This window comes from Actibacterium sp. D185-2 (genome assembly GCF_054954595.1).
The window spans coordinates 133,425-158,334 of the sequence record NZ_JBPWNX010000003.1; the positions used below are offsets into that span (position 1 = coordinate 133,425).

Consider the following 24,910-nt stretch of genomic DNA (forward strand, 5'->3'; position numbering starts at 1 on the left):
GATGCGCGGCTGGCCGGCCTTTGTGTCTGACGGCGCGGCGCGCGGCCCCGCGTTGCTGGCCGCATTTGGGTTCGGGGGTGTCGCGTCGGCCGGGCAGGCGCCGTTCGGGCTTTGGCCGGTGGCGCTGCTGGGCTTTGCCGGGCTTTTTGCGTTGATCCTGCCGGCGCGCAGCCCGTGGGGCGCGACACGTCTGGCCTGGCTGGGCGGGGCGGGCTATTTCGGCGCGGCGCTGATCTGGATCGTGCAGCCCTTTCTGGTCGATGTGGCGCGCGACGGTTGGATGGCGCCATTCGCGCTGGCGCTGATGGGGTTCGGGCTGGCGCTGTTCTGGGGGGCTGCGGGCTATGCGGCGGCCTGGCTGCGGGCCGGGCGGCCGGGCCGGGCGCTGGCGCTGGTCGCCACACTGACTGCGGCGGAACTGGCGCGATCCTATGTCCTGACCGGGTTCCCCTGGGCGCTGATCGGCCATATGTGGATCGACAGCCCGGCGCTGCAACTGGCCGCGGTCACGGGCGCGCACGGGCTGACGGTGCTGGCACTGCTGGCGGTACTGCTGCCGCTGGGCTTTGGTCTGCGCGGGCTGGCGGCGGCGGTGGCGCTGGTGGCGGGGGTTTTTGCCTTTGGCGCGTTGCGGCTGGCGCAGCCGGTGATCCCGGCCGCCGATGCGCCGGTGATCCGGCTGATCCAGCCCAACGCGGCGCAAAGCCTGAAATGGCGCGACGACATGATGCGGGTTTTCCTGCGCCGTCAGCTTGGGCTGACCGCCACCCCGTCCGATCCGATGCCCGATCTGATCGTCTGGCCCGAAACCGCCATACCCTATACCCTGCACAGTGCCGGCCCGGTACTGGCGCAGATCGCCGGTGCCGCGGGCGGGGTGCCTGTGGTGCTGGGCATTCAGCGGCGCGATGCGGGCGGGGTCTATAATTCCGCGATCGCGATCGACGCGCTGGGGCAGGTCAGCCAGCTTTACGACAAGCACCATCTGGTGCCGTTCGGCGAATACATGCCGCTGGCCGCGCTGTTTGCCCGGATCGGGGTGTTCGGCCTGGCCGCCGGCGACAGCTTTGGCTATGCCAGCGGGCCCGGCGCGCGGGTCTGGGACCTGGGCGCGCTGGGCGACGTTCTGCCGCTGATCTGCTACGAGGCGATCTTTCCCCAGGATCTGCGCGCGGCCCCGCGCCGGGCCGACTGGGTGTTGCAGATCACCAACGATGCCTGGTTCGGCACGTTTTCGGGCCCCTATCAACATCTGGCCCAGGCCCGTCTGCGCGCGGTCGAGCAGGGGCTGCCGGTGCTGCGCGCGGCCAATACCGGCGTGTCGGCGGCGATCGGACCGATGGGCCGGGTGCTGGGGCAGTTGCCGCTGAACACGGCCGGGCAGTTGACCGTGCCGTTGCCGCCCGCGCTGCCGCCCACGCCCTATGCGCGGCTGGGCGACTGGCCGGCGCTGGTGCTGATCGTCCTGGCCCTGGCCGGGTTGGCACGCCGCCGCGCCGCAGAATCCGATTGACCCCTCCGGGCGGGGGGCGTATCCGGGGCGGATCGAACTGCCACAACGGCTTCCTGGCGTGGCAGGGATACATATATTGGAGCACTTCCCATGACCCGGCTGAACTATATCTTCACCTCCGAATCCGTGTCGGAGGGGCACCCCGATAAGGTCTGCGACCGTATCTCGGACGCGGTTCTTGACGCATTCCTGACCGAGGATCCGTATTCGCGCGTTGCCTGTGAAACCTTCGCCACCACCAACCGCGTCGTGATCGGCGGCGAGGTGCGCGGCCCGCATTCGGTGCTGGACCGGGTGGAACAGATCACCCGCGATTGCGTGCGCGATATCGGCTATGCGCAGAATGGCTTCCACTGGAAGAACCTGATCATCGAGAATTATATCCACGAGCAATCCGCCCATATCGCCCAGGGCGTCGATGCCTCGGGCGACAAGGACGAAGGCGCGGGCGATCAGGGCATCATGTTCGGCTATGCCGTGGACGAGACCGAACAGCTGATGCCGGCGCCGATCCACTATGCCCACGCGATCCTGCGCCGCCTGGCCGAGGTGCGCAAATCCGGCGCCGAGCCCGAGCTGGAACCCGACGCCAAATCGCAGCTGACCGTGCGCTATGAAAACGGCCGCCCGGTCGGCGTGGCCTCGATCGTGCTGTCGACGCAGCACAGGTCAGAGGATCTGACCCAGGATCAGGTGCGCGAGATCGTCACGCCCTATATCCGCGAGGTGCTGCCCGAGGGCTGGATCACGCCGCAGACCGAATGGTGGGTGAACCCGACCGGAAAATTCGTGATCGGCGGCCCCGATGGCGACGCGGGCCTGACCGGGCGCAAGATCATCGTCGATACCTATGGCGGCGCGGCCCCGCATGGCGGCGGCGCGTTTTCGGGCAAGGATCCGACCAAGGTGGACCGCTCGGCCGCTTATGCCGCGCGCTATCTGGCTAAAAACGTGGTGGCGGCGGGGCTGGCGAAACGCTGTACGATTCAGCTGTCCTATGCGATTGGCGTGGCCAGGCCGCTGTCGATCTATGCCGATACCCACGGCACCGGCGAAGTGCACGAGACCGAGATCGAAAAGGCCGTGGCCCAGGTCATGGACCTGACCCCGCGCGGCATCCGCGAGCATCTGTCGCTGAACCGGCCGATCTATCAGCGCACCGCTGCCTATGGCCATTTCGGCCGCGCACCGGACGCCGATGGCGGGTTCAGCTGGGAGAGGACCGATCTGGTCGGGGCGCTGAAGAAAGCGGTCTGAAGGGAAGGCGGGGCAATGGTGAAAACCGATATCTCCGGCCGCCGCCGGGGCTTGACCCGCCGCGCGGGGGCCGCGACAAGGGCGCCGCTTTGTTCACCGGCAGCCCTGGGGCCCTGAAACCATGACCGAAAAGACCCATCCTTCCGGCGCCCCGTGGCGCAATTTCTATGGCCGGTTCAAGGGCAAGACCCTGCGCGACAGCCAGATGGACTATCTGGACGAAGATCTGGCCGGGCTGATGCCCGCCGGTGTCAGCTGGGACGAAAACCCCGCGCGGACCCCGATCGACCCGGCCGCGCTGTTTGGCGACGACCGCGATGTCTGGCTGGAGGTGGGGTTCGGTGGCGGCGAGCATATGGTGCATCAGGCCGCCGCGAACCCCGATGTGGGAATCATCGGCTGCGAACCCTTCATCAACGGGGTGGCGATGCTGCTGGGCAAGATCCGCGCGGCGGGGGTGCGCAATGTGTCCGTGCATCCGGGCGATGTGCGCGATCTGTTCGATGTGCTGCCCGAGGCCTCGATCGCGCGGGCGTTTCTGCTTTACCCGGACCCCTGGCCGAAAAAGCGCCACCACCGCCGCCGTTTCGTGACGCCCGATCATCTGGCGCCGCTGGCGCGGGTGCTGAAGCCCGGCGCGATCTTTCGGGTGGCGACCGATATTCCCGATTACGTGCGTCAAACGCTGGAGCAGGTGCCGCGCCATGGGTTCGAATGGCTGGCCGAGGGCCCGGAGGATTGGCGCGCGCCCTGGGAGGACTGGATCCCGACCCGTTATGAGCAAAAGGCGCTGCGCGCGGGGCGGGTTCCGCATTATCTGACCTTCCGCCGGGCCTGAGCGGACCGCAGTGCGGCCCGTGCCGGGCCATTGTTTTTGCCTCGGCCCCTATGGGGCCTCAGGGTGCCTCCGGCGGGAGTATTTGCGCCGAGAAGAAGACCCCCGGTGCATCGCGCATGGACGCTTGGGGTGGGCTGGGGTATCAGGCAGGCGAGCAACGAATGAGGCGAATGCAAATGTCCGGCCATGGTGACCCGATCCCGATGACCGCCCGCAAACTGGGCCCGCTGAAAGGTGTGGCCGAGGTGCCGGGCGACAAGTCGATTTCGCATCGCGCGTTGATCCTGGGCGCGCTGGCGGTGGGCGAGACCCGGATCAGCGGGTTGCTGGAGGGGCAGGATGTACTGGACACCGCCCGGGCGATGCGCGCCTTTGGTGCCGAGGTGACGCATCTGGGCCATGGCGAATGGGCTGTATCGGGCGTCGGCGTGGGTGGCTTTGCCGAGCCCGGGGATGTGATCGATTGCGGCAATTCGGGCACTGGGGTGCGGCTGATCATGGGGGCGATGGCAACCTCGCCGATCAGTGCGACATTTACCGGCGATGCCAGTCTGCGCGGGCGGCCGATGGGGCGGGTGACCGATCCGCTGGCGCTGTTCGGCACGGCATCTTACGGGCGTGCGGGCGGGCGGTTGCCGATGACCGTTGTCGGTGCGGCGGATCCGGTGCCGGTGCGCTATGCGGTGCCGGTTCCCTCGGCGCAGGTGAAATCGGCGGTTCTGCTGGCGGGGCTGAATGCGCCGGGCCAGACCGTGGTGATCGAGAAAGAGGCCACGCGCGATCATACCGAGCGGATGCTGGTGGGCTTTGGCGCGCAGGTTTCGGTGGAGCAGAGCGCCGAGGGTCGGGTGATCACCCTGACCGGCCAGCCCGAGTTGCGGCCGCAGAACATCACCGTGCCGCGCGACCCGAGTTCGGCCGCGTTTCCGGTGTGTGCGGCGCTGATCGTCGAGGGGTCGGACGTGCTGGTGCCTGGGATCGGGCTGAACCCGACCCGTGCCGGGCTGTTCACCACCTTGCAGGAGATGGGGGCCGATCTGACATTCGAGAATATGCGCGAGGAGGGCGGCGAGCCAGTGGCCGATCTGCGCGCGCGCTATTCCACCGCGATGCGCGGGATCGACGTGCCGCCGGAACGGGCGCCATCGATGATCGACGAATACCCGATCCTGTCGGTGGTTGCGGCCTTTGCCACGGGGCGGACCGTGATGAAGGGTGTGAAAGAACTGCGGGTGAAGGAAAGCGACCGGATCGACGCGATGGCGCGGGGGCTGGCGGCCTGCGGCGTGACTGTCGAAGAGGATGAGGACACGCTGATCGTGCAGGGCATGGGGCCGGGCGGGATGCCGGGCGGGGCGGTTTGCGCCACCCATCTGGACCACCGGATCGCGATGTCGTTCCTGATTGCCGGGATGGCGGCGCAGCAGTCGGTCAGCATTGATGACGCGGCGCCGATTTCCACGTCTTTCCCGGTGTTCGAGCCGCTGATGGAAGGGCTGGGTGCGCATCTGGGGCGGGCGAATCATTGAGCTTCACCATCGCGATTGATGGTCCCGCCGCATCGGGGAAGGGGACGATTTCCAAGGCGGTCGCCGCGCATTTCGGCTTTGCCCATCTGGATACCGGGCTTTTGTACCGGGCGGTGGGGGCGCGGATGCTGGACGGGCTGGATCCGGTTGCGGCGGCACGCGCGCTGGTTGCCGCCGAGCTGGCGCGCGATGATTTGCGTGGCGCCGAGGTGGCGCAGGCGGCCAGCAAGGTGGCCGCGATCCCGCAGGTGCGCGCGGCACTGGTCGATTTTCAGCGTGCCTTTGCGGCGCGTGCGGGCGGGGCCGTTCTGGATGGGCGCGATATCGGCACGGTGATCTGCCCCGAGGCCGAGGTGAAGCTGTATGTCACCGCATCCGACGCGGTGCGGGCCGAGCGGCGCTATCTGGAACTGGCGGGCAAGGGGGATGACGTCACGCGCGCGGGTGTGCTGGCCGATCTGCGCGAACGCGACGCCCGCGACAGCGCGCGTGCCGCGGCGCCGCTGGTGGCGGCCAGGGACGCGGTGGTGCTGGATACGTCGGAGATGACGATCGAAGAAGCGGTGGCACGGGCGATTGCGGTGGTCGCGCAGCGGCGCGGCTGATCGGGCCGCCAGCGGGGCCTTCTACGCCCGCCCGCAGTCCGGCGATGCACAGCAGCCCCTTGCGCGAAAGGCGAAATCGCATTATATCCCGCGCGTCGACAAGGCGATCAACGCCATAGAACAAAAGACGAGCAGGGTCGGAACGAACCTCCGGCCCTTTTTGTTTTGTGGTACGTCAGGACCAACCCCAAGACCGGCGGAGACAACCGCGCGGCCAGAAAAACATTGTAAAGGAAACCGAGACCAGATGGCTCAAAACGTATCGATGGAGGAATTCGAAGCCCTCCTGCAAGAAAGCTTCGAGATTGACACGCCCTCCGAGGGTTCTGTTGTTAAAGGCCGTGTGATCGCTATTGAAGCAGGTCAGGCCATCATCGACGTCGGCTACAAGATGGAAGGCCGCGTTGATCTGAAAGAATTCGCAAATCCCGGCGAAGCCCCTGAAATCGCAGTCGGCGACGAGGTCGAGGTGTTCCTTGACCGTGTCGAGAACGCCCGTGGCGAAGCTGTCATCAGCCGCGACAAGGCCCGCCGCGAAGAAGCCTGGGACCGTCTGGAAAAAGCCTACGAGAAAGAAGAGCGCGTCGAGGGCGCAATCTTTGGCCGCGTCAAAGGTGGCTTTACCGTCGATCTGGGGGGCGCTGTTGCGTTCCTGCCCGGTTCGCAGGTTGACGTGCGCCCGGTGCGCGACGCCGGCCCGCTGATGGGGCTGAAGCAGCCGTTCCAGGTTCTGAAAATGGATCGCCGCCGTGGTAACATCGTTGTGTCGCGCCGCGCCATTCTGGAAGAATCGCGTGCCGAACAGCGCGCCGAGGTCATCGGCAACCTGACCGAGGGTCAGGCCGTGGACGGTGTCGTCAAGAACATCACCGAATATGGTGCCTTCGTGGATCTGGGCGGTGTCGACGGCCTGCTGCATGTCACCGACATGGCGTGGCGCCGTGTGAACCACCCGTCCGAAATCCTGTCGATCGGCGAGACCGTCAAGGTTCAGGTCATCAAGATCAACAAGGAAACCCACCGCATCAGCCTGGGCATGAAGCAGCTTCAGGCCGATCCGTGGGATTCGGTGGAAGCCAAGTACCCGCTGGAAACGGTGCATACCGGCCGCGTCACGAACATCACCGACTATGGTGCGTTCGTCGAGCTGGAGCCCGGCGTCGAAGGTCTGGTTCACGTCTCGGAAATGTCCTGGACCAAGAAGAACGTGCATCCCGGCAAGATCGTCTCCACCTCGCAGGAAGTGGAAGTCATGGTGCTGGAAATCGACCCCGCCAAGCGCCGCGTCAGCCTTGGTCTGAAACAGACCATGCGCAACCCGTGGGACGTGTTCGCCGAAACCCATCCGGTCGGGACCGAGGTCGAGGGCGAGGTCAAGAACATCACCGAATTCGGTCTGTTCATCGGCCTGGACAACGACATCGACGGCATGGTGCACCTGTCGGATCTGAGCTGGGATCAGCGCGGCGAAGAAGCCATCCAGAACTACCGCAAGGGCGACATCGTCAAGGCCGTCGTCACCGAGGTGGATGTGGACAAGGAACGCATCAGCCTGTCGGTCAAACAGCTGGGCGGCGATCCGTTCGTCGATGCGGTTGACGGCGTCAAGCGCGGCTCGATCATCACCGTCGAGGTGACCGCGATCGAGGATGGCGGCGTCGAGGTGGAATACGAAGGCATGAAATCCTTCATCCGCCGTTCCGATCTGTCGCGCGACCGGGCCGAGCAGCGCCCCGAGCGTTTCCAGGTTGGCGACAAGGTCGATGTGCGCGTGACCAACGTGGACAGCCGTACCCGCCGTCTGGGCCTGTCGATCAAGGCCCGCGAGATCGCGGAAGAAAAAGAAGCGGTGGAGCAGTACGGCTCGTCCGCCTCCGGTGCGTCGCTGGGTGATATCCTGGGCGCCGCGCTGAAGGGCGGCGACGACTGATCCGACCCGTCGGTATCGGCTAATGAACGGCCCCGCCTGGTGCGGGGCCGTTTTCATGTGCCGGGGGCGAATCAAGCCGCACGGCGCGCAGGCGCGGTCCGGCCAAGGCGCGACTTTCGCCGTGCCGCGCCGCAGAAGGTCGGCGCTTTGTGCTGCAGATCGCGCCGTTGGCCTGTGTTTCTTCTGTTTTTCCAATGGTTTCTGTTTCTTAGATCGAAAAATCTGCATATAGTCAGATAGCTTGCAGCGAAGACAAGCGTGCAGGAAACGCGCCAGACGGGGGGACTGAATTCCATGATCCGGTCGGAATTGATCCAAAAGATTGCAGACGAAAACCCGCATCTTTATCAGCGCGATGTCGAGCGCATCGTGAATACCATCTTCGAAGAAATCATCGCCGCCATGTCGAATGGCGACCGGGTCGAGCTGCGCGGCTTCGGCGCGTTTTCGGTCAAGAAGCGTGACGCCCGCACCGGCCGGAACCCGCGCACCGGCGAATCCGTCGAGGTTGAAGAAAAGTTCGTTCCGTTCTTTAAGACGGGTAAGTTATTGCGTGATCGGCTGAACGAAAAGTAACGGACCTGTCCCATGCTGCGTTATCTGCGCTACCTGCGTTATCTGTTTCTGGTCCTTCTGGGCTTGTGCCTTGTGACGGTGGCCCTGGCCAACCGGGACGTGGTTCTGCTGCGCCTGCTGCCCGAAGAGCTGGCGCATTTTGCCGGGATCACCTGGGAAATTCGCCTGCCGCTGTTTTTGGTGGTGTTCGGCGGGATCGTCGCCGGGCTGCTGATCGGTTTCGTCTGGGAATGGATGCGCGAGGCGCGCCACCGGGCCGAGGCGACCCGCGCCAAGCGCGATGCCAAGCATCTGGAACGCGAAGTGAAGCGGCTGAAGCGCAAGGCCGCCCCCGAACATCAGGACGATGTGCTGGCGCTGCTTGAGGATGGCGGCAAGGCAGGGTAAACCTGTCGGCCATGACACCCGGCGATATCAGAGTGAAAATTTGCGGCCTGTCCGAGGCTGCCCATGTGCGCGCGGCGGTGGCGGCGGGCGCCTCTTATGTGGGATTCGTATTTTTCCCGAAATCGCCGCGCAATGTCAGCATCGAACAGGGCGCGGCCCTTGCCGTCGACGTGCCGCCGGGCGTGGCCAAGGTGGCGCTGACGGTCAATGCCGATGACGCCACGCTGGACCGGATCGTGGGGGCGGTGCCGCTGGACATGCTGCAGCTTCACGGTGCGGAAAGTGTCGAACGGGTGCAGGCGGTGCGCGCGCGCTATGGCCTGCCGGTGATGAAGGCCGTGGGCGTGGCCGATGCGGGCGATCTGCCGGCGCTGGTCGACTATGGCCGGGTTGCCGATCAGCTTTTGGTCGATGCCAAGCCGCCAAGGGGGGCCGCGCTGCCCGGTGGCAATGGGCTGGCTTTCGACTGGCGGCTGATCGCCGGGCGGCGCTGGCCGGTGCCGTGGATGCTGGCCGGGGGGCTGACGCCTGAAAACGTGGCGCTGGCCATTCAGATGACCGGGGTGCGGCAGGTCGATGTGTCCACGGGCGTGGAACGCGCGCCGGGGGTCAAGGATGCCGGGCTGATCACGGCCTTTATCAAGGCGGCGCTGGCATGAGCCCGCGGTTCCGCGAAGCCCGCCGCGATGACGTGGCCGCAGTGGTCGCGCTGTTGGCTGACGACGCGCTGGGTGCCGCGCGCGAAGGGGCGGGCCTTGCGCCCTATCTGGCTGCTTTCGACACGATGCAGGCCGAGGGCGGCAACCTGTTGATCGTGGGCGAGGATGCGGGCGGCCGGATCGTCGCCACCTATCAGCTGACCCTGATTTCGGGCCTGTCGCTGAAAGCGGCGCGTCGGGCACAGGTCGAAAGCGTGCGGGTGGCCGGTGATCTGCGGGGGCAGGGGCTGGGGGCCGCGATGATGGCCGATGCCGAGGCCCGTGCCCGCGCCGCCGGCTGCCGCCTGATTCAGCTGACCACCAACAAAAGCCGCAACCGCGCGCAGGCGTTTTACCAGCGGCTCGGCTTTACCGCGTCGCATATTGGCTTTAAACGCGAACTGGATTGAACGGGAGACGGACCATGGCCGAAGACCTTATCAACAGCTTCATGACCGGCCCGGACGAAAACGGCCGGTTCGGCACCTTTGGCGGGCGGTTCGTGTCGGAAACGCTGATGCCGCTGATCCTGAGCCTTGAGCAAGAGTATGAGCGCGCCAAGACCGACCCCACGTTCTGGGCGCAGATGGACGATCTGTGGAAGAACTACGTCGGCCGCCCCAGCCCGCTCTACCATGCCGACCGCCTTTCCAAGCATCTGGGCGGGGCCAAGATCTATCTGAAACGCGACGAATTGAACCATACCGGCGCGCACAAGATCAACAACGTGCTGGGCCAGATCATTCTGGCGATGCGCATGGGCAAGACCCGGATCATCGCCGAAACCGGCGCGGGCCAGCATGGGGTGGCCACGGCCACGGTTTGCGCCAAGTTCGGGCTGAAATGCGTGGTCTATATGGGCGCGCATGATGTGGAGCGTCAGGCGCCCAACGTGTTCCGGATGCGTCTGCTGGGGGCCGAGGTGGTGCCGGTGACATCCGGTCGCGGCACCCTGAAGGATGCGATGAACGACGCGCTGCGCGATTGGGTGACCAACGTGCGCGATACGTTCTATTGCATCGGCACGGTGGCGGGGCCGCATCCCTATCCGGCGATGGTGCGCGATTTCCAGTCGATCATCGGCAAGGAAGTGCGCTGGCAACTGGAAGAGCAGGAAGGCGCGGGCCGCCTGCCCGATACGCTGATCGCGGCCATCGGCGGCGGGTCGAACGCGATGGGGCTGTTCTTTCCGTTTCTGGATGACAAGGACGTGCGCATCATCGGGGTCGAGGCCGGCGGCAAGGGCGTGAATGCCAAGATGGAGCATTGCGCATCGCTGACCGGCGGTCGCCCCGGCGTACTGCATGGCAACCGCACCTATCTGCTGCAGGACGATGACGGGCAGATCCTCGAAGGGTTCTCGATTTCGGCCGGGCTGGATTACCCCGGCATCGGGCCCGAGCATTCCTGGCTGCACGATACCGGCCGGGCCGAATATGTTTCCATCACCGATGCCGAGGCGCTGGAGGCGTTCCAGCTGTGCTGCTTGCAGGAAGGGATCATTCCGGCGCTCGAACCCAGCCACGCGCTGGCCCATGTGATGAAGATCGCCCCCGATTTGCCCGCCGACCATATCATCGTGATGAATATGTGCGGGCGCGGCGACAAGGACATCTTCACCGTCGCCAAACACCTCGGGTTCGACATGAACACCGGGGACTGACCCGCAAGACATTGAAATTTAAGGGCCCCGTCGAAGTTCGGCGGGGCTTTTTCATGCGCGAATGCGCGTAAACCCTGGTTTAGGCGCGTCGGTAATCTGTTTACCCCGGTACGGCTAAACCCCCGTGCAATGGGCGGCGGGGCGGGCAGCTGCTTTCTTCAGCTCATCGGGCGGCGCATCACGCATCGCCACAAATACACGGGAGAGACCGATGAGCATTCGCAAATTCACGTTCGTGTCCGCCACTGCGGCACTGTTGGCCACGGCGGCTGTGGCCCAATCCACCGGCGACGCGGTGATCGACACGATCACCGGTGCGTTGGCCCGCGAGGGGTATAGCTATATGGAGGTCAAGCGCAGCCGGAACCGCATCCGCGTCGAGGCCAAGGGCGAGGCCGGCGAGATCGAGCGCGTCTATGACCGCGAGGGCAACATGGTCCGCGAAGAGCGCGGCGATGAGAATGACAATCGTTCGGCCAAGGCCGGCTATGACGACGATCACGGCAAAGACGACGATCATGGTGACGACGGCGACGGTCACGACAATGGGGATGATCACGGCGACGACGGCGACGATCACGACAGTGGCGATGATCACGACGACGACAGCAGCGATGACGACAGCAGCGATGACGATGGTGGCGACGACGATGACAGCAACGACGACTGATCGCGCCCGCGGGCTGTAAGCCCGCCGGCCCCTTGCCTCGGCGCCCGTGTTCCCGGATTGTGGCACGGGCGCCGTTTGGCGCGGAACGGATAGGCAGAATGAAACGCAGAGACTTCCTTGCATGTACCATCGCGGCACTGGCGCTGAGCAGCCCGGCCCGGGCGCAAAGCCTGGAAGAGGCGCTGCTGTCGCAGTTGCATGCCCAGGGGTTCACGCGCATTCAACGCTCGCGCACCCTGCTGGGGCGTGTCCGGCTGGCCGCCACGGGCAACGGGATCGAGCGCGAGATCATTTTCAACCCGCGCACGGGCGAGATTTTGCGCGATTTCTGGGAAGCGGCCGATGGCGATGCGCCCCGGCTGTTTTCGCCCGACAAGGAAGGCGACGGCGGCGACGGGGCCGGCAATTCCGCTGCCGGTGATCGCGACGATGACGACTCTGGCGATGATCAGGAGGGGGACGATCACGGCGGCGGCGGCGATGATCAGAATGACGACGCGGACGAAGACGAAGAAGATGACGACGAAGACGACGACCGCGAAGACGGATCCGGTCGGGATCGTTGACGGGAAACAGCCGCAAAGACCGGGCTGATTTCCGGCACGCGGGTTCGAGGAGGAGCATCATGGCGGGGACAGGCGGCCGGTGACAAGCAAGGCCTTTGTGATAGCCGTGTTGCTGATTCAGGCATTTTGCGCGGTCTTCTTCGTGTCCGACATCGTCTTGACGGTGATCGGTGTTCGCACTGCGCCGATCAGCTGGCAAACCCGCGAATTGCTGGAAATCGGCGCCGCCGTGGGCCTGATCCTGGGGCTGATCCTTGGCGCGCTCGCGCTGCGCCGCACCATGCAGCAGCACGCGCAGGTGCAACAGAAACTGCGCGCCGCATCGGGCGCCTTCATGGAACTGATGCAGGAACGGTTCGACGACTGGGGCCTGACCCCGGCCGAAAAAGACGTGGCGCTGTTTGCCATAAAGGGCCTGTCCACGCAGGAAATCGCGGCGCTGCGTGCGACCTCGGAAGGCACGGTAAAGGCGCAGACCAACGCGATCTACCGCAAGGCGGGCGTCAGCGGCCGGCCCCAGTTGCTGAGCCTGTTCATCGACGATCTGATGGACGACACGCTGCTGAATGCCAGCGCCTGAGCGTTATTCCGGGGCGGCGTTTTCCTGCAGCACGCTCAGCGGCACGATCTCCAGCGCGCGGGCATGGGTGGCCGACAGGCGGACCTTTGGCGCGCACCCCTCTTCATGCGCCTGCAGGAACCGTCCCGCACACAGACACCACCGATCGCCGGGTTTCAGGCCGGGAAAATGGAACTCGGGATGCGGAGTGGACAGGTCATTTCCGACATATTTCGAATAGGCCAGAAACTCGGCCGTCATTACCGCGCAAACCGTGTGGCTGCCCCGATCCTCGGCGCAGGTGTTGCAATGGCCGTCGCGGAAAAAGCCGGTCAGCGGACGGGTAGAGCAGGGGCCAAGTGTCAGGCCAAGGACGTTGGTTGCGGGGTCTTTCTGCATGATCATGCGGATCCTTCTGCCGTGCCGCTTTGCCAGTCGACCCAGCGGCCATGGAAATCGACGCGCCCCATCGACAGCACCTGACCCTCGGGCCACAGCTGCAGGGTCAGGGCGGCGCCGGGTGTCATGCCGTCTGCCTCCATCGCGAAACGGGCCAGCGGGGCCTCGGCGCTGGCTCGTGCGCCGGCGGCGTCGATGATGGCGTTGCCCTTGGCCTGCGCCTGTGCGGGCAGGTATTGCCAGGCGATGGTGTGATAGATCAGGTGCAGGTGTCCGGGATATTGCCGGGCCAGACGCGGCCCCAGCCAGTCGAGCGCGTCAGCCCGGTCCACCGGCGCGCGGGCCGCGGCGATGGCGGCCTCTGTGCGGGCCAGCCGGTCGGGCTGATCGGGCCAGATATAGGCGCGCAGGCGCAGGGCATCTGCTGGGTTGGCGGGATCCAGCGGGTTCAGATCGACGCCGCGGCGGTCTGCGATCCGGGGGGCGGCCAGCGGCGGCAGGTCGCCGCGCCAGTCAGGGTCGAGCACAAGTGCCGCATCCCGCGGCCCGCGCCGCCCGTCGGGCAGGGCCAGGGCGAAGCGATCCCACATCAGGTTCAGGCCGGCGCTGGCGCCGATTTCCGACACGATCAGCGGCAGGCCGTAGCGCGCGCTCAGCCAATGCCCGGCGGCGATTAGTGGCGCGCTGCGGCGCACCTCGTTGGTTTGCGGCGCACTGTCCAGCCAGCGCTGCAGCCGGTCTTCCTGCGCCGTCAGCGCCCCGCTCACCGCCTGCCACAGCGCATCATCGGTGGGATCGTGCGGCGGATAGGCGGCGGCCAGGTCGGGGGCCTCGCCCGACAGCACCAGCCCGTGCAGTGCCCCGGCAAAGCGCAACGGCACCGATTGGCCGCCGGGGCCAAGATCGCCCTGCCAGGTCAGCATCCGGTCGGCAACGGGCATGCCCGGGCGCAGTCGGTCGGCTGTCAGCCGCAGCAGCCGCGCGGTGAAGGGCGAGCCGAGTGCGGCGCAGCTGTCGGCCTGATGCAAAAGGGCCGCGCGCAACGTCACCGGAACCGGTCCGCAAGCTTTTGCAGCGCGCTGCGCGGGGTCGCTTCCTCGGGCGCGGGCGGCGTTTCGGGCTTCGCCGCGGGTGCCGGGGATTTGGACGATCGCGGCGGCGCCGTGCGCAGGGCCACTGCATTCAGGAACCGCGCGCTGTCGCCCTCGGCCAGGGCCGGGGCGCCGTCGGACAGCCCGCGCAGCAGATCGTCCAGCCAGCCCTGATCCGCCTTGGCGAAATCGCTCAGCACATACCCCGCCACCCGGTCCTTGTGACCGGGATGGCCGATGCCCAGCCGCACCCGCCCGTAAGCGTCGCCAATATGGCCATGGATCGAGCGTAGCCCGTTATGCCCTGCATGCCCGCCCCCCTGCTTGACCCGGCATTTTCCCGGTGCAAGATCCAACTCGTCATGGAACACGGTGATGTCTGCGGGGGTCAGCTTGTAGAACCGCATCGCTTCGCCCACCGACTGGCCCGACAGGTTCATGAAGGTTTCAGGCTTCAGCAGCAGCACTTTTTCAGACCCCAGCCGACCCTCAGCCACCTGACCCTGAAACTTGGCGCGCCAGGGGGCAAAGCCGTGATCCCCGGCGATGCGGTCCAGCGCCATAAAGCCGATATTGTGCCGGTTGCGCGCATATTTCGCGCCGGGATTGCCAAGACCCACGAAAAGCCGCATCGCTGCACCCCCTGTTGCTTGCCTTTGCCCCTACCTAGGGCGCGCCCGCCCCTGCCGCAAACAAAAACGCGAGGCCCGGGGCCCCGCGTTTTCAATAGCGTCAAGAAAGAGGGGCGATTTACTCTTCGGTTTCGCCTTCGCCCTCTTCACCTTCATCGTCGCTGCCAGCGGACCGCAGCCCCGACGGGGCCGAGATGTTGGCGATCACGAAGTCGCGATCGGTGATCATCGGGCGGCTGCCCTCGGGCAGGGTCACGTCCGAGATGTGGACGATGTCGCCGATATCCATGCCGCTGATGTCGACGGTGATTTTCTCGGGGATGTCACCGGCGGTCACCTTCAGTTCGACCTCGGGGCGGACTGCGGTCAGCACGCCACCTTTCTTGAGGCCCGGCGCGTTCTCTTCGCCGACGAAGTCGACGGGGATGAAGAGGTTGATCCGCGAGGTGCGGCGCAGGCGCATCAGGTCGAGGTGGATCGGAAGATCCTTGACCACGTCGCGCTGCACGTTGCGGCAGATCACGCGCACGTCTTCCTGACCTTCAACCTTGAGGTTGAACAGGGTCGACAGGAAACGGCCCGCTTTCAGACGCTTGAGCAACACGTTGAACGGGATGTTGATGGAAACGGGGTCTTCGCCACCGCCGTATACGATGCCGGGTACGAATTGCTCGCGACGAGCTTGACGGGCGGCCCCCTTGCCTGTCCCCGAACGTACCGTGGCGTGAAGATCAGGAATCTGACCAGCCATGATAATTCTCCTAAATTGCGGGCATCCTCCAAGGGTGTATGCCCAGATGAAGCCGCGCGTATAGGCCAGAACAGGCAGGATGGGAAGGGGAAAATTGGCCGGGTTTAATCCAACGGCGCGCCTGCGGCGCAAGACAATGATTTGCGGCCCTGCGGGCCGCTGTGCCTCCGGCGGGGATATTTGCACCAAAGCAATTGGAAGGGGATCCCCTCGTATGTTGCTTTGGGCGAAATATCCCGGGGTTTGGGGCAGCGCCCCAATCAAACGCATGTCTTGCGCCGAAGGCGCGCCGCCTGATCAGCCTGCCGGCTGTGCCTTAGCCCTGCAGCGCCCGCACCCCGACCTCGCCCTCTTCGCGCGATTTCATCGCCAGTGCGGTCGCATGGGCCGCCGCCGCCGTGGTGTAATAAGGGATCTTGTCATAAAGCGCGACCGAGCGGATTTCGCGGCTGTCCTCGACCGCGCGGGCACCTTCGGTCGTGTTCATCACCAGCGCGATCTTGCCGTCCTTCATCAAGTCGACGATGTTCGGGCGGCCCTCATAGACCTTGTTGACCACCTCGCAGGCAATCCCCTGGCCTTCCAGAAACGCTGCGGTGCCGCGGGTCGCAACGATGGAGAAGCCCAGATCGACCAGAAGTTGCGCGGTTTCCACCAGTTGCGGGGTCTTGTCGTCATCCTTGATCGAGAAGAACACCGCGCCTTCGTGCGGCAGCACCACGCCCGCGCCCATCTGCGCCTTCAGGAAGGCGCGCGGGAAGGAGCGGTCCCAGCCCATTACCTCGCCGGTCGAGCGCATTTCGGGGCCGAGGATCGTATCGACGCCGGGGAAGCGGGCGAAGGGCATCACCGCCTCCTTGACCGAAAACCACGGCATGTTGGGGTCGGCCAGCGACATCTGGTCGGCCAGCGGCAGCGTGTCGTCGGGGCTGGTGCCGGCGGGGTAGGGCGGGCGCATCGGGAAGGCCGACAGTTTCTCGCCCGCCATGATCCGTGCGGCGATCGACGCGATCGCGCTGTCGGTGGCCTTGGCCACGAAGGGGACGGTGCGGCTGGCGCGGGGGTTGACCTCGATCAGATAGATCTCGCCGTTCTTGATCGCGAACTGGATGTTCATCAGGCCGACCACGCCCAGCGCCAGTGCCAGCGCCCTGGTCTGGGCTTTCAGTTCGTCGATGATGTCCTGGGGCAGCGAATAGGGCGGCAGCGAGCAGGCCGAATCGCCCGAATGCACGCCGGCCTCTTCGATATGTTGCATGATGCCGGCCACATGGACCTGTTCGCCGTCGCACAGCGCATCGACGTCGATCTCGGTCGCGCCGGACAGGTAGCTGTCGAGCAGCACCGGGCTGTCGCCCGAGACCACCACGGCCTCGTTGATGTAGCGTTCCAGATGCGCCATGTCGCGCACGATTTCCATCGCGCGGCCGCCCAGCACATAGGACGGCCGGATCACCAGCGGAAAGCCGATCTCTTCGGCGATGGCCAGGGCCTGCGCATCGGTGCTGGCGATGCCGTTATGGGGCTGTTTCAGCCCCAGCTTCTGCACCAGATCCTGGAACCGCTCGCGGTCTTCGGCCAGGTCGATGGCGTCGGGGCTGGTGCCCAGGATCGGGATGCCCTCGGCCTGTAGCGCGTCGGCCAGTTTCAGTGGCGTCTGACCGCCGAACTGCACGATCACCCCGTGCAGGGTGCCGTTGGCCTGTTCGACGCGCAGGATTTCCATCACATGCTCGAAGGTCAGCGGCTCGAAATAGAGCCGGTCCGAGGTGTCGTAATCGGTGCTGACGGTTTCGGGGTTGCAGTTGATCATGATGGTTTCATAGCCTGCGTCGGTCAGCGCGTAACAGGCGTGACAGCAGCAGTAATCGAACTCGATTCCCTGGCCGATCCGGTTGGGGCCGCCGCCCAGGATCACCACTTTCTGGCGGTCGCTGGGGCGGGCCTCGCATTCGACCTCGCCCATCACGGGGGATTCGTAGGTGGAATACATATAGGGCGTCTGCGCCTCGAACTCGGCGGCGCAGGTGTCGATCCGCTTGAACACCGCGTTGACGCCCAGATTGCGCCGCGCGCGGCGGACCTGGCCTTCGTCCCGGCCGGTCAGCCTGGCCAGACGGGCATCGGTGAAGCCCATCATCTTGAGCTTGCGCAGCCCCTCTTCGGTCATCGGCAGGCCCTTGGTGGCGATCTCGGCCTCGGCCTCTATGATTTCGCGGATGCGGGCCAGGAACCACGGATCGAACGCGGTGGCGGCGTGAATGTCGTCGTCCGACAGCCCGTGGCGCATTGCCTGGGCGATGGTGCGCATCCGGTCGGGCGTGGCGGTGGACAGCGCGGCGATGACGGCGGCCTTGTCGGGGGCGCCGGGGATCGCGACCTCGTCGAACCCGGTCAGGCCGGTTTCCAGACTGGCCAGCGCCTTTTGCAGGGATTCGTGGATCGTGCGGCCGATCGCCATCGCTTCGCCCACGGATTTCATTGCGGTGGTCAGATGCGGTTTGGCGCCGGGGAATTTTTCGAACGCAAAGCGCGGGATCTTGGTCACGACATAGTCGATCGTGGGTTCGAAACTGGCCGGCGTCACCTTGGTGATGTCGTTGTCCAGCTCGTCCAGGGTATAGCCCACGGCCAGTTTCGCGGCGATCTTGGCGATGGGAAAGCCCGTGGCCTTGGACGCCAGCGCCGATGAACGCGACACCCGCGGGTTCATCTCGATCACCACCATGCGGCCGTCGGCGGGGTTCACCGCCCATTGAACGTTCGAGCCGCCGGTTTCGACCCCGATTTCGCGCAGAACGGCGATGGAGCCGTTGCGCATGACCTGGTATTCCTTGTCGGTCAGGGTCAGGGCGGGGGCCACGGTGATGGAATCGCCGGTATGCACCCCCATCGGATCGACGTTTTCGATGGCGCAGACGATGATGGCGTTATCGGCCCGGTCGCGCACCACCTCCATCTCGTATTCTTTCCAGCCCAGCAGTGATTCATCGATCAGGATCTGGCTGACGGGCGAGGCGTCGAGCCCCGTGCGGCAGTAATGTTCGTAATCGTCGCGGTTATAGGCCACGCCGCCGCCGGTGCCGCCCAGGGTAAAGGCGGGACGGATGATCGCGGGCAGGCCGACATAATCGATCGCGTCCATGCATTCCTGCATCGTGTTGGCGATGGTGGCCTTGGGGTTTTCGATGCCCAGCCGGTCCATCGCTTCGCGAAACAGTTTGCGGTCCTCGGCCATCTCGATGGCACCGCGGTTGGCGCCGATCAACTCGACCCCGAATTTTTCCAGTACGCCCATGTCGGCCAGCGCGAGGCTGGTGTTCAGCCCGGTCTGGCCGCCCATCGTCGGCAGCAGCGCGTCGGGACGCTCTTTCTCGATGATGCGGGCGACGACCTCGGGGGTGATCGGCTCGATATAGGTGGCGTCGGCCAGGCCGGGGTCGGTCATGATCGTGGCGGGGTTGGAGTTGACCAGGATGACCCGATAGCCTTCTTCGCGCAGGGCCTTGCAGGCCTGGGCGCCTGAATAATCGAACTCGCAGGCCTGCCCGATGATGATGGGCCCCGCGCCGATAATCATGATGGAGCTGATATCGGTTCTCTTCGGCATGACCCGTCCCCCGGAATGGCAAAATCTTGGGGGTTATAGCCAAGCGCCCAACAGGCGCAAGCCCCGCCCGTGCCCCGCCCATGTGATTTTCACATGCAAACCCTATATCGGGAAAGCCCGTGTGCAAAGGAAAGCCCATGTCCGACCATCTGCTGGCGCAACGCCCCTTCACCCGTCGCACCCGGCTTTGGGCCGAGTTCGTCGGATTCTATGTGGCCGCGCCGCTGATCATGGCGATGGTGCTGCCGGCACAGTGGATGCTGCCGATGCTGATCGCGATCACCGCCGTGGGGCTGGCGCTGCTGAAGGTCACCGAAGGCTTTCACCTGCGCGAACTGGTCTGGAACCGGGCGGCGATGGACTGGCGCTTTGTGGCGCTGTTCACGATGGTCACGCTGCTTGTGGTGGCGGCGGTGGTTCTGGGCACCCGGCCCGGCGCGTTCCTGGTGCTGATCCGGCAGCAACCCGTACTGCTGGCGCTGATCTTCATCCTCTATCCGGTGCTGTCGGCCCTGCCGCAGGAGGTGGTCTATCGCACGCTGTTCTTTCGCCGCTACGGCCCGCTGCTGCCGCGGGTCGAATTGGCGATCGTGCTGAATGCGGCGCTGTTTTCGCTGGCGCATCTGATGTACTGGAACTGGATCGTCGCCGGGATGACGTTCTTCGGCGGGCTGGTCTTTGCCTGGGCCTATGAGATGCGGCGCAGCTTCGCGATGGCGGTGCTGCTGCATTCCATCGGCGGCTGGATCATCTTCGCCCTTGGGCTGGGCGTCTATTTCTATTCCGGCAACGTGGTGCGGCCGTTCTGAACCGGGGCGTCCATGGCGATCAGCGGCATGTGCATCTCGGCGGGCTCGGCATACAGATAGTCGCGGGTCAGGGGCACCGCATCCTGTCGGCGCGACAACTGAAACTGGAACACCACCTGATGATGCAGCCGGAACGACAGCTCGCTGCCCACCAGATAATAGCGCCACATCCGGCAGAACCGGTCGTCATACAGCGCGCGCGCCGCGTCGATCCGGGCCATGAATCGGTCATACCAGTGGCGCAGCGTCTCGGCGTAATGCAGGCGCCAGACCTCGACATCGGTGGTGCCCAGCTTTTCCTTCTCGACCGCGCGCATTACCTCGGACATGGCCGGAACATAGCCGCCGGGGAAGATGTATTTCAAAATCCACGGGCTGGTCGAGCCGGGCGGATCGGTGCGCCCGATCGTATGAATCAGCGCCACGCCGTCCTCGGCCAGCTTGTCATGCACATGGCGGAAATATTCGCGGTAATGCGGCACGCCCACATGCTCGAACATGCCGACCGACACGATCCGGTCGAAACGGTCGGTGACATTGCGGTAATCGGTCAGGCGAAACTCGACCCGATCCGCCAGCCCCGCGTCGCGGGCGCGCTGGCAGGCGACCTTGTGCTGCTCTTCGCTCAGGGTCACGCCGACCACGCGCGCGCCGTAATCGCGCGCCAGCGTCAGCGCCATGCCGCCCCAGCCACAGCCGATATCCAGCACCCGCATCCCCGGTTTCAGCAACAGCTTGCCCGCGATATGCGCCTTTTTCTGGGCCTGGGCCTGTTCCAGCGTATCCTCGGGCGTGCGGAAATAGGCGCAGGAATATTGCTTGTCCGCATCCAGAAACAGATCATACAGCGCGCCGGACAGGTCATAATGATGCGCGACATTGGCCCGCGCCTTGCCGATCGGGTTGTATTGCTGCACCCCCCGCGCCAGCCGCCGCAGCATCAGGTTCAACTCCAGCGCGAAACTGGTCTGTCCGTCGCCGCGATTGCGCAGGATCAGCCCGAGAAAGCCGTAAAGATCGTCATTCTCGATCTCCAGCCGGCCGTCCACATAGGACTCGCCCACCGCCAGATCGGGGTGCAGCAGGATTTTGCGGGGCAGATCGGGGTCGCGTATATGCACGGTCACGTCGGGCGGATCGGCCGGGCCATAGCGGCGCCAGCGTCCATCCGGCAGTTCGACCTTCATTCCGCCCACCCGTATCAGGCGGGTCAGCGTGATATCCAGCAAACGATCCCACATATGCACCCCCTACAGGCGACCTGGCACCTGGCGAAATTGCTTACCCGAACATCCCTCATTGGCCATGTGGCCTGATTTTTTGCTTACAGGTGCAGAGTTTAAGAACAGCTTCGGGACCATGTCCAGCCTTTGGTGCAATTTCCCTAGCGGCAGGTGTGGGCCGGGCCACCGCTGCCATGCCCGCCAAGGTGCCCGGCGTCCCGTTTTTCCCGGTTTCAGCCTGTTTTCAGGCCCTGTGGCGGGGCGGCGGCGCAGCCCTCCCTTGACTTTAGGGGCTGGGGCGGGTGTATCGGCGCGACACCGCTTTTATCCCGAGGACGACCCATGCACGCCTTCCGCAGCCATACCTGCGCCGAACTGACCAAAGCCAATGTCGGAGAGACCGTTCGCCTGTCGGGCTGGGTGCACCGCGTGCGCGACCATGGCGGCATCCTGTTCATCGACCTGCGTGACCATTACGGCATCACCCAGGTGCTGGCCGACCCCGACAGCCCGGCCTTTGCCGCGGTTGAAAAGGTCCGGTCCGAATGGTGCATCCGCATCGATGGCGAGGTGAAGGCCCGCGACGAAAGCCTGATCAACCCCAAGCTGCCCACCGGCGAGATCGAGATTTTCGTTCGCGACCTGGAGGTGCTGGGCGCCGCCGACGAGCTGCCGCTGATGGTGTTCGGCGATCAGGAATACCCCGAGGAAACCCGCCTGCGCTATCGCTACCTCGACCTGCGGCGCGAGGCGATGCAGGATAACATGAAACTGCGCAGCGACGTGGTGGCCAGCATCCGCAAGCGGATGTGGAACAGTGGTTTCCGCGAATTCCAGACCCCGATCATCACCGCGTCCAGCCCCGAGGGCGCGCGCGACTTTCTGGTGCCGTCGCGCCTGCATCCCGGCAAGTTTTACGCCCTGCCGCAGGCGCCGCAGCAGTTCAAGCAGCTGATCATGGTGTCGGGTTTCGACAAATACTTTCAGATCGCGCCGTGTTTCCGCGACGAAGACCCGCGCGCCGACCGCAGCCCCACCGATTTCTATCAACTCGACATGGAGATGTCGTTCGTCGAGCAGCAGGACGTGTTCGACACGATCCAGCCGGTGATCGAAGGTGTGTTCGAGGAATTCGGCGGCGGCCACAAGGTGGACAAGCACTGGCCGCAGATTTCCTACAAGGACGCGGCGCTGTGGTATGGCACCGACAAACCCGACCTGCGCAACCCGATCAAGATGCAGGACGTGTCCGAGCATTTCCGCGGTTCGGGTTTTGCCATCTTCGCCAAGCTGCTGGAACAGGACGGCACCCAGATTCGCGCCATCCCCGCGCCGAATGGCGGGTCGCGCAAGTTCTGCGACCGGATGAACGCCTTTGCCCAGAAGGAAGGGTTGCCCGGTATGGGCTATATCTTCTGGCGTGAGGGCGGGGATGGCATGGAGGCCGCCGGGCCGCTGGCCAAGAATATCGGCCCCGAACGGACCGAGGCGATCCGGCAGCAGTTGAAGCTCGGCAAGGGTGATGCGGCCTTCTTCCTGGGCGGCAAGCCGCAGGCGTTCGAATCTGTCGCCGGTCGCGCGCGGGTCGAGATCGGCAACGAACTGGGCCTGACCGAAAAGGACCGCTTCGCCTTTGCCTGGATCGTCGATTTCCCGATGTACGAGAAAGACGACGAAACCGGCGCGATCGACTTTTCGCATAACCCGTTTTCCATGCCGCAAGGCGGGATCGACGCGCTGGGCGGCGATCCGCTGGACGTGCTGGGCTATCAGTACGATCTGGCCTGCAACGGGTATGAGCTGATCTCGGGCGCGATTCGGAACCACAAGCCCGAAATCATGTTCAAGGCGTTCGAACTGGCGGGCTATCCGGCGGATGAGGTCACCAAGCGCTTTGGCGGCATGGTCAATGCGTTCAAATTCGGCGCGCCGCCGCACGGTGGCTGTGCCGCGGGCATCGACCGCATCGTGATGCTGTTGGCCGATGAGGCGAATATCCGCGAGGTCATCATGTTCCCGATGAACCAGCGGGCCGAGGATCTGATGATGGGCGCGCCGTCCGAACCGCTGAACGAGCAGCTGCGCGAGTTGTCGCTGCGGGTCATCCCGCAGGACTAGGGGATGTTCGACGCGCTGCGCCAGGCCGGTTTCGATGTCATGGTCCGCAACCATGCCGAAGCCATCTTGGGCGTCGATTTCCCGGCCGAAACCGCCGAGCTGGTTCAGGCGCTGTTGGATTTCTCGATCTCGCCGGCCGAACTGATCGGCAGCGGCGGGGGCGAGGCGGCCTCGACCCGGCGGCTGCGGCGGCGGCTGTCGAACAGCGGTTGGCTGAAGCATAATTTCGTGGTCGAGACCAAGATCGACGGCGTGACCAAAGAGGCCACTAGCCACGAGATCGACCATGTGCGCCGCGCCGCCGCCGGCACAATCGCGCTGGAAATCGAATGGAACAACAAGGATCCGTTCTTTGATCGCGATCTGGAGAATTTCCAGCGTCTGCACGCGCAATCGGTGATCAGCGTCGGCGTGGTGGTGACGCGGGGCGCGCGGCTGCAGGACGAATTGCTGCCGCTGGTGACCGGGTTCATCGCCGAGCACGGTATTGATGACGAAGCCGGGCTGGTGCCCTTCGGCATGAAGGACCGCACCGCGCGGCAACGCGCGGCGGTCGAGCGGTCGATGCAGCGCGGCATGAGCTTCGCCGAGGCGTTCGCGCGCCAGTTCGTGCAGGACAAGTTCGGCATGGCCACGACCCATTGGGCCAAACTGAACGACCGGATCGCGCGCGGGGTCGGCAACCCGTGCCCGCTGTTGCTGATCGGTCTGCCGGTGTCGGCGGTGGCGGATTACTCGGCCGCCAGCGACGAATTGTAGGAATAGGTCTTCCAGTCGGGCTTGTAATCGGCATCGGCCTGATTGCCCCAGACCGTCCAGCCATCGCGCACGCCGCGGCCGAACATTTCCAGATAGGGGCCCCAGGAACAGCTTTCGATCAGCTCATACTGCTCGTCCGGTTTGCGCGAATGCTCGCGCTTGCGGCTTTGCACCATGTTCACCTGACGCCGTCCCGGCGCCAGGGTGCGCACATTCCTGCCGCGTGTGCCGAACAGCAAAATTTCGGTCACGTTGCGGAAATAGAAACCCACGCCGCGCCCGTCCGATCCGCCATCCTTGCGGATTTTGTGCCAGATGATGTTCGACTTATACTCGAACCCCCAGGCCGACAGCACCTGCAACCCTTCGGGCAGCAGCGCGTTGGGCACCCACATATAGCAATGCGCCCGATCCTCCAGATGGTCGGCCACCGGCAGGGCGCAGATGTCGTCCAGCGTCATGGTCGGATAACGCGACAGCCGCTTATGTTCCGGTGCAACCTTTCCGGTACGGTTGGTGAACCGCCAGGGCGGATCGGCCAGAACGGTTGAAAACCGGTCCTTGCCCAGAAAGTTTTGCAGGTCTTGTGCTGGTGTATCCGACATGTCCAACATATTGACCAATTCGCCCCCATTGTCCAACTGGAACATTACAGGAACAAAAACTTCTTTACAATTACTGAATGTCTGAACGTCTGAGCGACCTGCCGCCGCCCGGCGGATCATGT

The 24,910-nt window shown here is 64.9% G+C and carries 24 protein-coding genes and 1 riboswitch; of the genes, 17 read left to right on the plus strand and 7 right to left on the minus strand.

Going from position 1 to position 24,910, the window contains the following annotated elements; translation table 11 throughout:
* The first annotated feature begins 1 nt into the window (after position 1).
* The 14 genes from lnt (at position 2) to ACSR1C_RS07375 (ending at position 12,812) form a co-directional block, all read left to right on the plus strand.
* A complete protein-coding gene (gene lnt / locus ACSR1C_RS07310) occupies positions 2–1,513 on the plus strand; it encodes an apolipoprotein N-acyltransferase (protein WP_460258827.1) in 1,512 nt (503 codons plus the stop codon).
* Positions 1,514–1,547: 34 nt separating this feature from the next.
* Positions 1,548–1,597, plus strand: a riboswitch (SAM-SAH riboswitch).
* Positions 1,598–1,603: 6 nt separating this feature from the next.
* Entirely contained in the window at positions 1,604–2,770 is a 1,167-nt protein-coding gene (metK, locus tag ACSR1C_RS07315; protein ID WP_460258826.1) for a methionine adenosyltransferase, read from the plus strand.
* A gap of 121 nt (positions 2,771–2,891) precedes the next feature.
* Positions 2,892–3,608 carry a tRNA (guanine(46)-N(7))-methyltransferase TrmB gene (trmB, locus tag ACSR1C_RS07320; RefSeq protein ID WP_460258825.1) on the plus strand — a complete coding sequence of 239 codons (717 nt, stop codon included), beginning with the start codon at positions 2,892–2,894 and terminating at the stop codon, positions 3,606–3,608.
* Positions 3,609–3,784: 176 nt separating this feature from the next.
* The gene (gene aroA, locus ACSR1C_RS07325) at positions 3,785–5,137 is read left to right on the plus strand and encodes a 3-phosphoshikimate 1-carboxyvinyltransferase (protein ID WP_460258952.1); all 1,353 of its coding nucleotides are present in this window, start codon (positions 3,785–3,787) and stop codon (positions 5,135–5,137) included.
* Positions 5,134–5,742 carry a (d)CMP kinase gene (locus ACSR1C_RS07330; RefSeq protein WP_460258824.1) on the plus strand — a complete coding sequence of 203 codons (609 nt, stop codon included), beginning with the start codon at positions 5,134–5,136 and terminating at the stop codon, positions 5,740–5,742. Before aroA ends, ACSR1C_RS07330 begins: the two co-directional genes overlap by 4 nt.
* 160 nt (positions 5,743–5,902) lie before the next feature.
* The gene (gene rpsA, locus ACSR1C_RS07335; protein ID WP_462573471.1) at positions 5,903–7,672 is read left to right on the plus strand and encodes a 30S ribosomal protein S1; all 1,770 of its coding nucleotides are present in this window, start codon (positions 5,903–5,905) and stop codon (positions 7,670–7,672) included.
* A 294-nt stretch (positions 7,673–7,966) separates the two neighbouring features.
* Positions 7,967–8,248: an integration host factor subunit beta gene (ihfB, locus tag ACSR1C_RS07340; protein ID WP_460258822.1), complete on the plus strand. Its 282-nt coding sequence runs from the start codon at positions 7,967–7,969 to the stop codon at positions 8,246–8,248.
* 12 nt (positions 8,249–8,260) lie between these two features.
* On the plus strand, positions 8,261–8,635 hold the full coding sequence (locus ACSR1C_RS07345; RefSeq protein ID WP_460258821.1) for a lipopolysaccharide assembly protein LapA domain-containing protein: 375 nt from the start codon (positions 8,261–8,263) through the stop codon (positions 8,633–8,635).
* Between the two features lie 11 nt (positions 8,636–8,646).
* A complete protein-coding gene (locus ACSR1C_RS07350) occupies positions 8,647–9,294 on the plus strand; it encodes a phosphoribosylanthranilate isomerase (RefSeq protein WP_460258820.1) in 648 nt (215 codons plus the stop codon).
* Positions 9,291–9,743, plus strand: coding sequence for a GNAT family N-acetyltransferase (locus ACSR1C_RS07355; RefSeq protein WP_460258819.1), 453 nt, complete (start codon positions 9,291–9,293; stop codon positions 9,741–9,743). Before ACSR1C_RS07350 ends, ACSR1C_RS07355 begins: the two co-directional genes overlap by 4 nt.
* Positions 9,744–9,757: 14 nt before the next feature.
* Complete coding sequence (trpB, locus tag ACSR1C_RS07360; protein ID WP_460258818.1) at positions 9,758–10,996, plus strand: tryptophan synthase subunit beta; 1,239 nt, start codon at positions 9,758–9,760, stop codon at positions 10,994–10,996.
* Between the two features lie 211 nt (positions 10,997–11,207).
* Positions 11,208–11,666 (plus strand): hypothetical protein, encoded by a 459-nt coding sequence (locus ACSR1C_RS07365; protein ID WP_460258817.1) that lies wholly within the window; start codon positions 11,208–11,210, stop codon positions 11,664–11,666.
* 98 nt (positions 11,667–11,764) lie between these two features.
* Positions 11,765–12,232: a hypothetical protein gene (locus ACSR1C_RS07370; RefSeq protein WP_460258816.1), complete on the plus strand. Its 468-nt coding sequence runs from the start codon at positions 11,765–11,767 to the stop codon at positions 12,230–12,232.
* A gap of 79 nt (positions 12,233–12,311) precedes the next feature.
* Positions 12,312–12,812, plus strand: a complete 501-nt coding sequence (locus tag ACSR1C_RS07375; protein ID WP_460258815.1) for a helix-turn-helix transcriptional regulator — start codon at positions 12,312–12,314, stop codon at positions 12,810–12,812.
* A gap of 3 nt (positions 12,813–12,815) precedes the next feature.
* On the opposite strand, the gene ACSR1C_RS07380 is transcribed toward ACSR1C_RS07375, so the two are convergent.
* From ACSR1C_RS07380 to carB, 5 genes are all read right to left on the minus strand, one after another.
* On the minus strand, positions 12,816–13,190 hold the full coding sequence (locus ACSR1C_RS07380) for a DUF2237 family protein (RefSeq protein WP_460258951.1): 375 nt from the start codon (positions 13,188–13,190) through the stop codon (positions 12,816–12,818).
* 2 nt (positions 13,191–13,192) lie between these two features.
* Positions 13,193–14,239, minus strand: coding sequence for a DUF2332 domain-containing protein (locus ACSR1C_RS07385; RefSeq protein WP_460258814.1), 1,047 nt, complete (start codon positions 14,237–14,239; stop codon positions 13,193–13,195).
* Positions 14,236–14,913 (minus strand): aminoacyl-tRNA hydrolase, encoded by a 678-nt coding sequence (gene pth, locus ACSR1C_RS07390; protein WP_460258813.1) that lies wholly within the window; start codon positions 14,911–14,913, stop codon positions 14,236–14,238. The genes ACSR1C_RS07385 and pth overlap by 4 nt, the downstream gene beginning before the upstream one ends.
* Before the next feature lie 118 nt (positions 14,914–15,031).
* Positions 15,032–15,664 (minus strand): 50S ribosomal protein L25/general stress protein Ctc, encoded by a 633-nt coding sequence (locus ACSR1C_RS07395; protein WP_460258812.1) that lies wholly within the window; start codon positions 15,662–15,664, stop codon positions 15,032–15,034.
* 316 nt (positions 15,665–15,980) lie between these two features.
* Positions 15,981–19,274, minus strand: a complete 3,294-nt coding sequence (gene carB, locus ACSR1C_RS07400) for a carbamoyl-phosphate synthase large subunit (protein WP_460258811.1) — start codon at positions 19,272–19,274, stop codon at positions 15,981–15,983.
* A 137-nt stretch (positions 19,275–19,411) separates the two neighbouring features.
* Between carB and ACSR1C_RS07405 the strand changes: the two genes are divergently transcribed.
* Positions 19,412–20,083, plus strand: coding sequence for a lysostaphin resistance A-like protein (locus tag ACSR1C_RS07405; RefSeq protein WP_460258810.1), 672 nt, complete (start codon positions 19,412–19,414; stop codon positions 20,081–20,083).
* Here ACSR1C_RS07405 and ACSR1C_RS07410 read toward each other — a convergent pair.
* On the minus strand, positions 20,053–21,324 hold the full coding sequence (locus tag ACSR1C_RS07410) for a class I SAM-dependent methyltransferase (protein ID WP_460258809.1): 1,272 nt from the start codon (positions 21,322–21,324) through the stop codon (positions 20,053–20,055). The two genes, ACSR1C_RS07405 and ACSR1C_RS07410, sit on opposite strands and share 31 nt — an antisense overlap.
* A gap of 324 nt (positions 21,325–21,648) precedes the next feature.
* On the opposite strand from ACSR1C_RS07410, the gene aspS reads away from it, so the two are divergent.
* Together aspS and ACSR1C_RS07420 are read left to right on the plus strand one after the other, a co-directional pair.
* Complete coding sequence (gene aspS / locus ACSR1C_RS07415; RefSeq protein WP_460258808.1) at positions 21,649–23,424, plus strand: aspartate--tRNA ligase; 1,776 nt, start codon at positions 21,649–21,651, stop codon at positions 23,422–23,424.
* Between the two features lie 3 nt (positions 23,425–23,427).
* Positions 23,428–24,183: a BglII/BstYI family type II restriction endonuclease gene (locus ACSR1C_RS07420; protein WP_460258807.1), complete on the plus strand. Its 756-nt coding sequence runs from the start codon at positions 23,428–23,430 to the stop codon at positions 24,181–24,183.
* Here the strand turns inward: ACSR1C_RS07420 and ACSR1C_RS07425 are convergent.
* Positions 24,156–24,788 (minus strand): MT-A70 family methyltransferase, encoded by a 633-nt coding sequence (locus ACSR1C_RS07425; RefSeq protein ID WP_460258806.1) that lies wholly within the window; start codon positions 24,786–24,788, stop codon positions 24,156–24,158. The two genes, ACSR1C_RS07420 and ACSR1C_RS07425, sit on opposite strands and share 28 nt — an antisense overlap.
* Positions 24,789–24,910 lie beyond the last annotated feature (122 nt).

What these genes read in the sequence shown, in the direction of transcription:
- lnt (WP_460258827.1), top strand. Translation starts at nt 2, where the DNA reads ATGCGCGGCTGGCCGGCCTTTGTGTCTGACGGCGCGGCGCGCGGCCCC.
- metK (WP_460258826.1), top strand. Translation starts at nt 1,604, where the DNA reads ATGACCCGGCTGAACTATATCTTCACCTCCGAATCCGTGTCGGAGGGG.
- trmB (WP_460258825.1), top strand. Translation starts at nt 2,892, where the DNA reads ATGACCGAAAAGACCCATCCTTCCGGCGCCCCGTGGCGCAATTTCTAT.
- aroA (WP_460258952.1), top strand. Translation starts at nt 3,785, where the DNA reads ATGTCCGGCCATGGTGACCCGATCCCGATGACCGCCCGCAAACTGGGC.
- ihfB (WP_460258822.1), top strand. Translation starts at nt 7,967, where the DNA reads ATGATCCGGTCGGAATTGATCCAAAAGATTGCAGACGAAAACCCGCAT.
- ACSR1C_RS07345 (WP_460258821.1), top strand. Translation starts at nt 8,261, where the DNA reads ATGCTGCGTTATCTGCGCTACCTGCGTTATCTGTTTCTGGTCCTTCTG.
- ACSR1C_RS07350 (WP_460258820.1), top strand. Translation starts at nt 8,647, where the DNA reads ATGACACCCGGCGATATCAGAGTGAAAATTTGCGGCCTGTCCGAGGCT.
- ACSR1C_RS07355 (WP_460258819.1), top strand. Translation starts at nt 9,291, where the DNA reads ATGAGCCCGCGGTTCCGCGAAGCCCGCCGCGATGACGTGGCCGCAGTG.
- trpB (WP_460258818.1), top strand. Translation starts at nt 9,758, where the DNA reads ATGGCCGAAGACCTTATCAACAGCTTCATGACCGGCCCGGACGAAAAC.
- ACSR1C_RS07365 (WP_460258817.1), top strand. Translation starts at nt 11,208, where the DNA reads ATGAGCATTCGCAAATTCACGTTCGTGTCCGCCACTGCGGCACTGTTG.
- ACSR1C_RS07370 (WP_460258816.1), top strand. Translation starts at nt 11,765, where the DNA reads ATGAAACGCAGAGACTTCCTTGCATGTACCATCGCGGCACTGGCGCTG.
- ACSR1C_RS07380 (WP_460258951.1), bottom strand. Translation starts at nt 13,190, where the DNA reads ATGCAGAAAGACCCCGCAACCAACGTCCTTGGCCTGACACTTGGCCCC.
- pth (WP_460258813.1), bottom strand. Translation starts at nt 14,913, where the DNA reads ATGCGGCTTTTCGTGGGTCTTGGCAATCCCGGCGCGAAATATGCGCGC.
- ACSR1C_RS07395 (WP_460258812.1), bottom strand. Translation starts at nt 15,664, where the DNA reads ATGGCTGGTCAGATTCCTGATCTTCACGCCACGGTACGTTCGGGGACA.
- carB (WP_460258811.1), bottom strand. Translation starts at nt 19,274, where the DNA reads ATGCCGAAGAGAACCGATATCAGCTCCATCATGATTATCGGCGCGGGG.
- ACSR1C_RS07405 (WP_460258810.1), top strand. Translation starts at nt 19,412, where the DNA reads ATGTCCGACCATCTGCTGGCGCAACGCCCCTTCACCCGTCGCACCCGG.
- ACSR1C_RS07410 (WP_460258809.1), bottom strand. Translation starts at nt 21,324, where the DNA reads ATGTGGGATCGTTTGCTGGATATCACGCTGACCCGCCTGATACGGGTG.
- aspS (WP_460258808.1), top strand. Translation starts at nt 21,649, where the DNA reads ATGCACGCCTTCCGCAGCCATACCTGCGCCGAACTGACCAAAGCCAAT.
- ACSR1C_RS07420 (WP_460258807.1), top strand. Translation starts at nt 23,428, where the DNA reads ATGTTCGACGCGCTGCGCCAGGCCGGTTTCGATGTCATGGTCCGCAAC.
- ACSR1C_RS07425 (WP_460258806.1), bottom strand. Translation starts at nt 24,788, where the DNA reads ATGTCGGATACACCAGCACAAGACCTGCAAAACTTTCTGGGCAAGGAC.